Origin of the sequence: Winogradskyella sp. HaHa_3_26 (assembly GCF_019278425.1) — a bacterium.
Lineage (GTDB): Bacteria > Bacteroidota > Bacteroidia > Flavobacteriales > Flavobacteriaceae > Winogradskyella > Winogradskyella undariae.
The window spans coordinates 1,357,423-1,371,838 of the sequence record NZ_CP058981.1 but is presented as its reverse complement, the minus strand read 5'-3'; the positions used below and the strand labels follow the sequence as shown (position 1 = coordinate 1,371,838).

Sequence of the window (14,416 nt, the reverse complement as noted above, 5' to 3'; positions counted from 1 at the left end):
TACAAATAGCCCTATTTTGAAATCAGATAACAACATACCAACAGTTCCGTTAAGTCGGTTTTTCAAACATTCACTAGAAATTTTGAAGAATCCCTTACCATTTCATCATCAAAATTTTGAAGAACAAGGGGACGTTTTCAGATTGAAAATAGGACTTAAAAATAGTGTGGTATTTGTTAGAGATGCTAGTTTAGCAGAATATGTCCTTCAAAAGAATCAAAAGAACTATACCAAGTCTAAGATTCAGACTGTAGACTTAGTTAAATATGTCGGAACAGGTTTGTTAACAGCTGAAGGTGAACATTGGAAAAAACAACGAAAATTAATTCAACCCGCGTTTCATAAAAAACAATTAGCAAATCTATTAGATAGTATTAAAGGTGCTATAGTTTCAGAATATATTAAGATTGTGCCTAATGAGGTGATAGATATATTCCCGATTCTAAATGATTTGGCATTTCAAGCGGTAGTAAAGTCACTTTTTAGTAGTGCAGCCAATCAAGAAGACATTAATAGACTTCAATATATTACGGAAGCTGCTCAGAAAATGTTGGTAAAAGAGTTGCGTCAACCCTATTTAGGTTGGTGGTTTAATGTAAGTGGTGAAATTAAAAAACACGTTGATTTAACAGGTGAAGCTAGAGAAATTCTAAAACGTATTGTTAACGAACGACGAACTTCAAAAGTTAAAGAAAATGATTTGTTAGATATGTTGTTAGATGCCAGATATGAGGATGGTAATCCGATGGAAGAAGAGCAACTTATCGATGAGATTTTAATTCTGTTTACAGCAGGTCATGAAACCACATCTAATGCGCTCACTTTTATAACACAACTTCTAGCATTGCACCCAGAGTGGCAAGAACGAATTTTAGTAGAACGAAATACTATTCTTTCCGAAAGTGATGATTTAATGGATTTGGTAACTAAATCTAAGGTTTGTCAACAAGTCATTGAAGAAGGTATGCGATTATACCCACCGGTTTATTTTATAGATCGTGTGAATAAGAAATCAGATGCTTTTAATGGTTTGGATTTTGAAGCCGGATGCAATCTCTTATTTTCAGTATACGAAATGCATCGTCATCCCAAATTATGGGAGCAACCCGATGAATTTCTACCCGAACGATTCAATGAAGGATCTCGTAAATTCTCATCACAATATTTTCCGTTTGGTGCTGGTCCTAGAAAATGTATAGGTAATAATTTTGCAATGTTCGAAATGATTATTGCCGTTTCTGAATTAGTTTCCAACTATAAAATGATTCCAGATTTCGAAAGCATTGATATTACACCATTGATTACTTTAAAGCCTAAAAATGCATTTTTAAAGTTTGAAGCGAGACATTGATATTAAACAATAAAATAAAATATAGTACAATGATTAAAACCGAAGCTAAACGTCTCGGTTTTTTATCTTGTGGTATAAGCCAAGCAGGATTTTTAGAAGAAGAAGCACCACGACTAGAAGCATATTTAAATAAGAATATGAATGGTGAAATGCGTTACATGGAAAATCATTTCGATAAACGTTTAGACCCAACTTTACTTGTGGAAGGTTCAAAAAGTGTTGTCTCCTTATTATTGAATTATTATCCTGAAGAAATTCAAACCGATGATTCTTACAAGATTTCAAAATACGCTTATGGTAACGATTACCATCATGTTATAAAACACAAGTTAAAATCACTTTTATATTTTATTCAAGATGAAATTGGTGAAGTTGGCGGACGTGCTTTTGTAGATTCAGCACCTGTTTTAGATAAGGCTTGGGCAGCAAAATCTGGTTTAGGTTGGATAGGGAAACATTCAAACCTTTTAACTCAAAAAGTAGGGTCTTTCTATTTTATAGCGGAACTGATTATCGACTTAGAATTAGATTATGATACTCCAGTTACGGACCATTGCGGTTCATGCACAGCTTGTATAGATGCTTGCCCAACAGAAGCCATTACAGATCCTTATGTGGTAGATGGAAGTAAATGTATTTCTTACTTCACGATAGAGTTAAAAGAAAACATTCCGACCGAATTTAAAGGCAAATTTGACGATTGGATGTTTGGTTGTGATATCTGCCAAGATGTTTGCCCATGGAATCGCTTTTCAAAACCACACAACGAACCCTTATTTAATCCACATCCTGAATTATTGGATATGACTAAAAAGGATTGGGAAGAAATTACAGAGGATACTTTTAGAAAAGTGTTTCAGAAATCTGCCGTAAAACGCACTAAATTTTCGGGTTTGGAGCGGAATATTGAGTTTTTGAAGGATTAATTCTTATCTAAGAACTTTATTGTCAGACTAAAAAATAGTTTAATTAAAAATAAGAAATAGCCATTCGTTTTTAAAAACACAGGTTTCTATAGCAAAGGTTCAAATCCTTATATTTGTAGCTTAATCCAATTAGATTATGAGCAAACAAAGCAAACGTAGAGAAGCCTTAGTATACCATGCTAAACCAACTCCTGGAAAAATAAAAGTAGTACCGACTAAAAAATACGCATCACAACGCGATTTATCTTTAGCTTATTCACCAGGTGTGGCTGAGCCCTGTTTAGAAATTGCAAAAGATGTAGAAAATGTTTATAAATACACAGCCAAAGGAAATTTGGTTGCTGTAATTTCTAACGGAACAGCTGTTTTAGGATTAGGTAATATTGGTCCTGAAGCTTCTAAGCCAGTAATGGAAGGTAAAGGTTTACTTTTTAAAATTTTTGCAGATATTGATGTTTTCGATATTGAAGTAAATACTGAAGATGTTGATGCGTTTATAGAAACAGTAAAAAATATTGCACCTACTTTTGGTGGTATTAATCTTGAAGATATAAAAGCACCTGAAGCTTTTGAAATTGAGCGTCGTTTAAAGGAAGAATTAGATATTCCTGTAATGCATGATGATCAGCATGGAACAGCAATTATTTCAGCAGCAGCTTTAATAAATGCTTTAGAAATCTCAGAAAAAAAGATTGAAGAAGTGAAAATTGTAGTCAGCGGAGCTGGTGCAGCTGCAATTTCTTGTACACGTTTATACCAAGCTTTTGGTGCAAAACGCGAAAATATTGTAATGCTAGATAGTAAAGGCGTTATTAGAGATGATAGAGATAATTTAACCTCTCAAAAAGCAGAATTTGCTACGCATCGTAAAATTGATACATTAACAGAAGCAATGCAAGATGCTGATGTATTTATAGGTTTATCGCAACCAAATATTGTTACTCCAGAGATGTTATTATCTATGTCAGACAATCCTATTGTATTTGCAATGGCTAATCCTGTTGCAGAGATTAGCTATCAGTTAGCAATAGACACAAGAGACGATATTATTATGGCAACGGGTCGTAGTGACCATCCTAACCAGGTTAATAATGTTCTAGGATTTCCATTTATTTTTAGAGGAGCTTTAGATGTTAGAGCAACTAAAATTAACGAAGCTATGAAAATGGCTGCAGTTAAAGCTTTATCTAAATTAGCAAAGGAGCCAGTACCAGAACAAGTAAATATAGCTTATGCCGAAACACGTTTAACGTTTGGTAAAGATTATATCATTCCAAAACCATTTGATCCTCGATTAATCGCTGTAGTTCCTCCTGCTGTTGCAAAAGCAGCAATGGAAAGTGGAGTTGCTAAAGAGCCTATTGAAGATTGGGAACGTTATGAAAATTCATTGTTAGAACGTTTGGGTTCTGATAATAAATTGGTGCGTATGCTATTGGGGCGTGCTAAAACGAATCCTAAACGTGTAGTTTTTGCGGAAGCAGATCAATTAGATGTTCTTAAGGCAGCTCAAATTGCTTACGATGAAGGTGTAGCACATCCAATTCTATTAGGTAGAAAAGATGCTATTATAAAATTAATGGAAGAGATCGAATTTGATGCAGATGTGCCTATTATTGATCCTAAATCAGATGAAGAGACTGATCGTAAAAATAGATATGCAGAAGCATATTGGAAAAAAAGAAAGCGTCAAGGCGTAACGGTTTATTCTGCTAAAAAAATAATGCGAGAACGTAATTATTTTGCAGCAATGATGGTTAATGAAGGAGATGCGGATTCTTTAATTACAGGATATTCTCGTAACTATCCATCGGTAATAAAACCGATGTTAGAATTAATAGGAATGGCTGATGGAGTTAGTAGAGTTGCAACAACTAATGTTATGATGACTGAACGTGGACCAATGTTTTTAAGCGATACATCAATAAATATTGATCCTACAGCATTAGATTTAGCTAAAATTGCTAGAATGACCTCACAAGTCACTAAAATGTTTGGTATAGAACCTGTAACGGCAATGATATCTTATTCTAATTTTGGGTCTTCTGAAAATCCAAGAGCAGAAAAAGTAAGAGAAGCCGTTGCTTATTTACATAAAGCATATCCAGAAATGATTGTTGATGGTGAATTGCAAACGGATTTTGCATTGAATGCAAAAATGCTTCAAGATATTTTTCCATTTTCAAAATTAGCAGGTCGTAAAGTCAATACGCTTATTTTTCCAAATTTAGATGCTGCAAATATTACATACAAATTATTAAAAGAGCTTAATAAGTCTGAATCTATTGGTCCAATTATGATGGGGATGAGAAAACCTATTCATATTTTACAATTAGGAGCTAGTGTAGACGAAATTGTAAATATGACAGCTGTAGCAGTTGTTGATGCACAAGAACGCGAAAAAAGACAATCAAAATAATTTCGAGATCAATAACAAAAAGATTATTAATTTCAACTATAAATGCCTGCTCTAAGTGGGCATTTATAGTTTTAAAAAATTAACAGTCTTCTCTCTTTCATACTACATCTGTATCTACTTTAATGAAAATAATTTTATTACATTTGGTTTTTTAACATTTCTTTATCAATGATTACACATATAGAAGGCAAGCTCGTAGAAAAAAATCCAACAGACGTTGTTATAGATTGCAATGGTGTCGGCTATTTTATCAATATATCATTACATACATTCTCTCAAATTCCAAGTAATGAAAAATTAAGACTTTATACTTATTTATTAGTCCGAGAAGATTCTCATAGTCTTTATGGATTTTCGTCTAAGGTAGAACGTGAAATTTTTAAATTATTAATTTCTGTTAGTGGTATTGGAGCCAATACTGCGCGTACAATGTTATCATCGCTTTCACCAGACCAAGTAAAGGAAGGAATTGCAAGTGAAGATGTTGCCTTAATTCAGAGTGTTAAGGGGATAGGGATAAAAACAGCTCAGCGTGTTATTATAGATTTGAAAGATAAAGTGTTAAAAGTCTTTGGTATGGAAGAACTTTCTTTAGCCCAGAGCAATACTGATAAAGAAGAAGCGTTATCAGCTTTAGAAGTGTTAGGCTTTAACAAAAAACAATCTGAAAAAGTTGTAGAAAAAATATTAAAAGCCCAACCAGATGCCCAAGTGGAGCAAATTATTAAAGAAGCTCTAAAAAACTTATAATGCAATTGAATAGACCAGAACATAAGCAAAGCTTCTCTTTTAAATGTTACTTAATGTTAGCTTTTGTAATGCTAATAGGTAATTTTGGTTTTGCACAAGAAGAAGAACAAGAGACAGAACAAGATTCTACTAAAACAACATTTGCATTTGGTAAGTTAAACATGCCAAATCCAAACAGTATTGTTTCAAAATATACTTATGATCCTGTTTTAGACCGCTATGTATATTCAGAAAAAATAGGGAATTTCAACATTAATTATCCATTAATTCTTACTCCAGAAGAATATCAAAAAAGAGTATTGGAGGAGAAGATGAAGGATTATTACAAAAAAACGGCCGATGCTGCAGCGGGTCAAAAAGAAGGTTCTGAAGAAGATCAGAAAAATTTATTGCCAGAGTTTTATGTAAATTCAGGATTATTTGAAACTATTTTTGGAGGAAACACTATAAATATAATTCCCCAAGGTTCTGTAGAGGTCGATTTGGGTATTCTTTTTTCAAAACAAGATAATCCTACACTGTCACCACAAAACAGATCGAATTTCACATTTGATTTCGATCAGAGAATTAGTTTAAGCTTATTAGGTAAGGTTGGTACAAAACTTCAAGTTACTGCAAACTATGATACAGAAGCAACTTTTGATTTTCAACAAGTTGTTAAATTAGAATATACACCTACAGAAGATGATATTATTCGTAAAATTGAAGTAGGTAATGTTAGTATGCCATTAAATAGTTCTTTAATTACGGGAGCACAAAGTCTTTTTGGTGTAAAAACAGAATTGCAATTTGGTAAAACGAGAGTGACAGCTGTATTCTCAGAACAACAATCAGAATCTACATCTGTTATAGCAGAGGGTGGTGGTACTGTTGAAGAATTTGAGTTTTTTGCACAAGATTATGATGAAAATAGACACTTCTTTTTAGCTCAGTACTTTAGAGATAACTACGATAAATCTTTATTACAATATCCATTTATTAATAATCAAGGACTTCAAATTACCAAAACAGAAGTTTGGGTAACTAACAGAACTAACGAAACTGAAAATGTAAGAAACATTGTTGCGTTTCAAGATTTAGGAGAATCTGATCCAGGTAATATAGGGTTAGATCCTTTACCGGCCACTTTTATTAACAATCTAGGAGCAAAACCAAATAATGAAAATAATGATTTTGACCCAACAAATATAGGAGGAGCGGGTTCATTATTAACAGAATCAGTTAGAGATATTACAAATACACAAGGCGGTGTTAATGTATCAATCCAAGAAGGTTTTGATTACGGTAAATTAGAGTCTGCTCGTAAATTAATAGAAGGACAGGATTATGTGCTAAATTCAGATTTAGGATATATTTCATTAAGTCAGCGTTTACTTAATGATGAAGTTTTAGCCGTATCATTTCAATATACGTTAGGTGGTCAAGTATTTCAAGTTGGTGAATTTGCTAATGATGGTGTAGAAGCTACCTCTGTAGATAATACAACAGGAACTGCTGTAGTTAGTAACCAAAGTTTAGTGACTAAAATGCTGAAAAGTGCTGTGACATCTGTAGATCAGCCTATTTGGGATTTAATGATGAAAAATATCTATGATACAGGTGCATATCAATTAAGTAAAGAGGATTTTACATTAAATATTTTTTATACAGAAGCATCTTCTGTCAATTATATAACTCCAGCGGTTGTTGGTGGTTCTGAAGTTCCTTTTCCTGCATTTACGGATGGTACAGAAATAAGAGAAACACCATTAATACGCCTTTTTCATTTAGATAAATTAGATTATAATGGAGATGCACAAAGTCAAGGAGATGGTTTTTTTGATTACGTAGAAGGCGTTACTGTTTTATCACAAAATGGGAAAATTATTTTTACAAAAACAGAGCCTTTTGGGCGTTATTTATTTGATATTTTAGATGATGATAGTAACCCTAGTAATAATGATGTTGATTACGAGGATGTTGCAGATACACAAAGTGGGTTTAATGAAAACCAAAAGAAATATGTTTATGATATTCTTTATAAATCAACTAAGACAGCGGCATTAGATGAAGCAGAGAAAAATAAGTTTCAAATACAAGGACGTTATACAAGTAGTGGAAGTGATAGTGGTATTCCTATAGGGGCATTTAATGTGCCTAGAGGTTCTGTAACAGTAACTGCAGGTGGACGTACACTTATTGAAGGACTAGATTACACGGTAAACTATACATTAGGGCGTGTAGAAATTTTAGACGAATCATTAATAGCTTCAAACACACCAATTAATATATCTGTTGAAAGTAATTCTGTTTTTGGTCAACAAACAAAAAGATTTGCTGGTGTTAACGTAGAACATCAATTTAATGAGAATTTTGTTTTAGGAGCTACATTATTAAATCTTAGTGAACAACCCGTAACTCAAAAAGCTGATTATAATTCTGAATCTATTAATAATACGATTTTTGGTTTTAATGGTAATTATTCAACAGAAGTTCCATTCTTAACACGGATGGTAAACAAATTACCAAATATAGATACAGATGTTCCTTCTAGTCTTTCTGTAAGAGGAGAGTTTGCTTATTTATTACCAGGAGCGTCAAGTGGGACTGATTTTAATGATGAAGCTACGGCTTACATTGATGATTTTGAAGGTTCTCAAGGCGCTATAGATTTATTAAGTCCAACATCTTGGACACTTTCTAGTCGTCCCTTAAATTTACCAAACAATGTACCAGGTAGTGATGTAAATGGAATACAAAATGGTTATGGTAGGGCGCTTTTAAACTGGTATACTGTAGATCCTATATTTTACAGTACTCAAAGACCAAGTGGTATAACAGATGATGATATTTCAGATTTATATACACGTCGTGTTTATATAGACGAAATATATGACCAAGATATAGCTCAAGGACAAACAACAGTAATAAATACTTTAGATTTAGCTTATTATCCTAGAGAACGTGGTCCTTATAATTTTGATCCTAGTGCAGCAAATGATACAGCATTAAACCCTATTAACAGTTGGGCAGGTATCACAAGACAAATAACGTCTACAGATTTTGAACAGGCTAATGTTGAGTATATCGAATTTTGGGTTCAAGATCCATTTTTAGATAATCCATCAAATGCCGGAGGTAAATTATATTTAAACCTTGGTAATATTTCAGAAGATATTTTAAGAGATGGTAAAAAGCAATATGAGAATGGTTTACCCGAAGATGGTGATGTTTCAACTTTAACCAGAACTGATTTTGGTAGTGTAGTGCCAGAAAATCAATCTCTTGTTTACACCTTTGGTACCACAGGAGCAGAACGGACTAATCAGGATGTTGGATTTGATGGTTTTAATGATACAGAAGAATTAGTGGAATTTGGTTCACAGTTTGGTGAAGATCCTGCGAATGATAACTATACTTATTATTTAAATACGGATGGAGATATCTTTAATCGTTATAAAAAATATAATGGTACAGAAGGGAATTCACCAGAAACCTTTACAGATACTAACAGAGGTTCTACTACACAACCCGATGTTGAAGATATCAATAGAGATAATACTATGAATACTATTAATAGTTATTATCAATATGAAATAGATATTACAAGTAACTCTTTAAATCTTTCTAACTCAATAGTTAATGATGTTAAAACAGAAGATGTAACCCTAGCAAATGGAGGAACAAGGACAGTAAAGTGGTACCAATTTAGAATACCTATAGCTGATAGTGATATTCGCGAAGCAGTAGGAGGTATTTCAGATATTCGTTCTATACGTTTTGCACGTTTATTTATGTCTGATTTTACAGAGACTACAGTGTTGCGTTTTGCTTCTTTAGATTTAGTTCGTAGTGATTGGAGACGTTATACTTTAGATTTAGATAATGATGATACAAATAACAGTACTAATGTAGACTTTAGCGTCGGTGTTGTAGGTATACAAGATAATGCAGGGTATGTAAGACCTCCAGGAGTGGAACAAGAAGAGATAAATAGCAATAACACAATTATTAGTGAGAATGAGCAGTCGTTAGTACTTCAGGCTTGTGATTTAGCACCTACAGATTCTAAAGGGGTTTATAAGAATATTGATTTAGATATGCGCCAGTATAAGAAATTGCGTATGTTTATTCATGCAGAACCACAGGATGGAAGTCTTTTGGAACCTGCAGAAATGGTTGGGTTTATTAGAATGGGTAATGATTTAACAGAAAATTATTATCAAATCGAAGTGCCTTTATTACCGTCTAGTGATGCCGAAGGAAGTATAAGAGAACAAGTTTGGCCAGAACAGAATGAAATTGAGATGCCTCTTGAGTTTTTACAAACAATTAAATCATTAGGTATTTCTGCAGGAACTTTAAGTAATGAAGATGCTACTTTTTATGATGTTATAGATGGTGAGCTAGATGAAAATCCTTTAGGAACATTAAATCCACTTTATGGAGATATTGTAGATACTGAGAAAAAACAGCGCGTAGGTATTAAAGGGAATCCTAATTATGGTGATATTAGGGTTTTAATGGTCGGTGTAAAAAATTCAGGTGTTACAGAAATGAGCTCTTGTAGTGAAGTATGGTTTAATGAACTTCGTATGTCTGATATGGAGGACGAAGGGGGTTGGGCCGCTATTTTAAGTATGGATACTAAAATTGCGGATTTTGCAGACATTAGTGCAACTGGAAAACGAAGTACTGTTGGTTTTGGTAGTATAGAACAAGGTCCTAGTGAACGCAGCTTAGAAGATGTAAAGCAATATGATGTTGTTACTAATATACAATTAGGACAATTATTTCCTAAAACTTGGGGCGTTCAATTACCATTTAATTATTCGCAAAGTGAAGAATTAATAACACCCAAATATGATGAGTATTATAATGACCTTACCTTAGAATCTAGATTAGATGCTGCAACTTCTAGCGAAGAAGCAGATCTTATTAGTGAGCAATCAGAGGATTATACAAAACGTCAAAGTGTAAATTTTATAGGAGTAAGAAAACAAAAAACAGGAGAGGCTAAAAAGCATTTCTATGATGTAGAAAATCTAACCTTAAATTACTCATATAATAAAGTAGAACATCGTGATTTTGAAATTGAAAATTCTTTAGATCAAACCGTAAGAGCAGGTGCTAATTATGTTTATGCTTTTGAGCCATTAAAAATTGAACCTTTCAAAAAGAATGATTCATTATTTACAGGTAAAAACTGGAAAATATTAAAAGATTTTAATCTAAACTTACTGCCCTCTAGCTTTTCTATAAATTCAGATTTTAATAGACAGTTTAATAAACAGAAATATAGAGATGTAGAATTAGGTGAAGATAATATTGGTCTTGAAGAATTATTTAGAAGAAGTTACACATTCAGTTTTCAATATGCTTTCAATTATAATATTACAGATGCATTGAGTTTAAACTTTACAGCAGCTAATACTAATATTGTTCGTAATTATTTTATAGATGATCAAATGGAAGAACAAGATCCTGAACTAGATGTTTGGGATGGTTTCTTTGATTTTGGAGATCCTAATTATCAGACACAACAGATTCAAGTAAATTATGAATTGCCATTATATAAAATACCAGCATTAAGCTTCTTTAGGTCTACTTATGCATACAGTGGTGCTTTTCAATGGCAAAAAGGTTCTGATTTATACACCGACTTAGAGATTATAGATGATGAAACAGGTGTTTCTGAAATAGTTAATTTAGGAAACTCAATTCAGAATTCTAATACACATACGCTTAACTCTACTCTTAATATGGAAACCTTATACAAGACTTTAGGGTTAGTAAGAAAAGGGAAACAAAAAGGTAGAGGAAGAACAAGATCAACAGTTGCAAGTAGACGTTCACCAAGTCCAGATTCAAAAAGCAATACAAATGCTAATAGTGCAGCAGATGAGACAAGTGCAGGAGATAAAGCATATAATACACTTATAGATATTGTTACTATGGTAAAACGTGTACAGTTTAACTACGCGGAGAACAATGGTACTTATTTGCCTGGTTATTTACCAACTCCAGGATTTATAGGAACTCTAAAACCAACTGTTGGGTATACTTTAGGTAGTCAGAGTGATATTAGAAGTCTAGCGGCTAGTAACGGTTGGTTAACAACGTATTCAAGTTTTAACGAGCAATACACAGAGGTTACAAATAAAATACTTGATTATTCGATTAATGTAGAGCCTCTAACAGACTTAAAAATAGATTTTACAGGTAATAGAACTTATGCTGAAACTACAACTGAAAGTTTTAATACAACAGATACTAATAATGATGGTTTAAGTGATGAGTATAATGATTTAATTACAAACTCTTACGGGAACTTTAATATCTCAACCGTATTATTTAAAACAACATTTAATAAAAGTGATGAAAATCAATCGACTACTTTCGATGATTTTAGAGCTAACCGATTAATCATAGCAAATCGATTAGCAAAAGAATTTTATGGAGATACACCTTACAGTACAGACGCTGATGGTTTTCCACAAGGTTTTGGTAAAAATAGTCAGCGTGTATTATTACCAGCATTTTTATCAGCATATCAAGGCTCTGATCCAGAAAAAGTAAATACTAGTGCATTTAGAGATATTCCAATTCCTAATTGGAACTTAAAATACACAGGCTTAATGAAACTACCATGGTTTAAGGAACGCTTTAAACGTTTTTCTGTTCAACATGGTTATCGTTCTAATTATACTATAAATCAATTTAGTACTAATTTAAATTATACAGAATACGATAAAGATTTAGGTTTTGATTCGCCAGGAAATGAAGATGCTTTAGACGAATCTAATAATTTAAAAAATGAAACTTTATTTAGTAACATTAATTTAGAAGAACAGTTTAGTCCATTAATTCGTTTAGATTTTGAAATGAAGAACTCTATTAAAATCTTAGCCGAAATTAAAACAGATAGATTATTGTCGCTTAGTTTTGATAATAATTTAATGACAGAAATTCAAGGTAAAGAATATACATTAGGATTAGGTTACCGTTTTAAAGATTTAAGAATCCGATCAGAGCTGGCAGGACCAGGTCAGATCATTGTAAGTGATTTAAATATGAGTTTAGATGTATCGGTAAGAGATAATAAAACGATTATAAGATACTTAGATTTAGATAGTAATCAAATTACAGCAGGGCAAACGATTTGGGCATTACAATACAATGCTGATTATGCTTTTAGTAAAAATTTATCAGCTATATTTTACTTTGATTATAGTTTTTCTGAATTTGCTATTTCTACATCATATCCACAAACCTCAATTAGATCTGGAATTACATTACGATATAATTTTGGAAATTAAGCTTGAATTGAATCTATTAAAAAATTACATTTGCATCTAAAATTTATAATTACTCTATAATATGAATATACCATCAGAATTAAAGTACACAAAAGATCACGAGTGGGTGAAAATTGAAGGAGATATAGCCACTATTGGAATTACAGATTTTGCGCAAAGCGAACTAGGAGACATCGTTTATGTAGAAGTTGATACCTTAGATGAAACTTTAGAAGCAGAAGAAGTATTCGGTACTGTTGAAGCCGTAAAAACTGTTTCAGACTTAATGTTGCCATTATCTGGTGAGATTGTAGAATTTAACGAAGGATTAGAAGATGAACCTGAAAATGTAAACACAGACCCTTATGGTAGTGGTTGGATGATTAAATTAAAGTTTTCAGATGCATCTCAAATAGAAAGTTTATTATCTGCAGAAGACTACAAGTCACATATCATTGGTTAAAAAAGGACTTCTACTGATTTCAATCGTCTATACGTTGGCATTAGTGGTTGCGAGTTTAATAACTCTAAATGGTGTACCTAGTTTAGGTTCATCGTTTGATGATAAAATTTATCATATTGTTGCTTACTTGTGTCTGACATTAGTTTGGGGACTTTATTTTAAATCAAAGCATTTGTTTTTAAAATTATGCTTTGCTGCTATTTTTCTTGGCTTTATATTAGAATTGCTACAATATCTAATTACAGAAAATAGAACTTATGATACATATGATTTAATTGCAAATAGCATCGGTGCCGTTTTTGGTACATTAATTGCAAGTCAAATAAACATATATAAATAAAATTAACCTAAAGCCTTGTTTTTTTTACTATTTATTGGTTAAATTAGCAACGTTATATTAAAGAAAAATAATATGGAACCTAAAAAGAATCCGAAATCAGACGTAAGTAGAAACAGTTCGCTGTACTTCGCTGTTGGTTTAGCCTTAATGATGGGGATAGCCTATATGGCAATTAATCACAAGACTTACGATCCCGTAAGTGTAATTGCAGACTCTCTAAATTTAGATGATGATTTAGATGAAGAAGTACCAATTACAGAACAAATAGTAACCCCACCACCACCACCACCGCCGCCACCAGCAGCGCCAGAAATTATTGAGGTTGTAGAAGATGAGGTTGAGATAGAAGAAACTGTAATTGAATCTACAGAAACTGAAATGGAAGCAGAAATTGTTGAAGTTGAAGAGGTAGAGGTAGCTGAAGTAGAAGAAGATTTAGAAGTACCTTTTTCTGTTATTGAAAATGTAGCCGTTTTTCCTGGTTGTGAAAAGGAAAAAGGAAATGCTGCTAAAAAACAATGTATGAACGATAAGGTAAATAAATATATCGGTAGAAAGTTTAATACAGACTTAGCTGGTGATTTAGGATTACCTCCTGGTAAAAAAAGAATTTTCGTTCAATTTAAAGTAGATAAGTCTGGTAACATTACAAATATTGTAGCTCGTGGTCCTCACCCAGGATTAGAGAAAGAAGCAAAACGTGTTATTGGTGGTTTACCTAAAATGAAACCAGGTAAACAAAGAGGAAAAGCAGTGGTTATGCCATTCTCTATTCCTATTGTATTCCAAGTACAAGACTAAGAATAAAATAGAATTTTTTCTAATATAAAAATCCCGTTCAAAATTAATTGAGCGGGATTTTCGTTTTGGTATGCTTATTGTGATTTTAT

The 14,416-nt window shown here is 32.6% G+C and carries 8 protein-coding genes; all 8 read left to right on the top strand.

Annotated elements, in window-relative coordinates; genetic code table 11:
* Nucleotides 1-16 precede the first annotated feature (16 nt).
* The 8 genes from H0I32_RS05930 to H0I32_RS05895 all read left to right on the top strand — a co-directional run bounded on the left by H0I32_RS05930 (nucleotide 17) and on the right by H0I32_RS05895 (nucleotide 14,327).
* Complete coding sequence (locus tag H0I32_RS05930) at nucleotides 17-1,351, top strand: cytochrome P450 (RefSeq protein WP_179312666.1); 1,335 nt, start codon at nucleotides 17-19, stop codon at nucleotides 1,349-1,351.
* Nucleotides 1,352-1,380: 29 nt separating this feature from the next.
* Entirely contained in the window at nucleotides 1,381-2,277 is an 897-nt protein-coding gene (gene queG / locus H0I32_RS05925) for a tRNA epoxyqueuosine(34) reductase QueG (RefSeq protein ID WP_218841324.1), read from the top strand.
* A 136-nt stretch (nucleotides 2,278-2,413) separates the two neighbouring features.
* Complete coding sequence (locus tag H0I32_RS05920) at nucleotides 2,414-4,696, top strand: NADP-dependent malic enzyme (RefSeq protein ID WP_179312667.1); 2,283 nt, start codon at nucleotides 2,414-2,416, stop codon at nucleotides 4,694-4,696.
* 168 nt (nucleotides 4,697-4,864) lie between these two features.
* Nucleotides 4,865-5,446 carry a Holliday junction branch migration protein RuvA gene (gene ruvA, locus H0I32_RS05915; RefSeq protein ID WP_173587062.1) on the top strand — a complete coding sequence of 194 codons (582 nt, stop codon included), beginning with the start codon at nucleotides 4,865-4,867 and terminating at the stop codon, nucleotides 5,444-5,446.
* Complete coding sequence (gene sprA / locus H0I32_RS05910) at nucleotides 5,446-12,744, top strand: cell surface protein SprA (RefSeq protein ID WP_179312669.1); 7,299 nt, start codon at nucleotides 5,446-5,448, stop codon at nucleotides 12,742-12,744. Before ruvA ends, sprA begins: the two co-directional genes overlap by 1 nt.
* A gap of 61 nt (nucleotides 12,745-12,805) precedes the next feature.
* On the top strand, nucleotides 12,806-13,186 hold the full coding sequence (gene gcvH, locus H0I32_RS05905) for a glycine cleavage system protein GcvH (RefSeq protein WP_179312671.1): 381 nt from the start codon (nucleotides 12,806-12,808) through the stop codon (nucleotides 13,184-13,186).
* 43 nt (nucleotides 13,187-13,229) lie between these two features.
* Nucleotides 13,230-13,526, top strand: a complete 297-nt coding sequence (locus H0I32_RS05900) for a VanZ family protein (RefSeq protein WP_256928801.1) — start codon at nucleotides 13,230-13,232, stop codon at nucleotides 13,524-13,526.
* Between the two features lie 72 nt (nucleotides 13,527-13,598).
* Nucleotides 13,599-14,327 (top strand): energy transducer TonB, encoded by a 729-nt coding sequence (locus tag H0I32_RS05895; protein ID WP_173587066.1) that lies wholly within the window; start codon nucleotides 13,599-13,601, stop codon nucleotides 14,325-14,327.
* Nucleotides 14,328-14,416 lie beyond the last annotated feature (89 nt).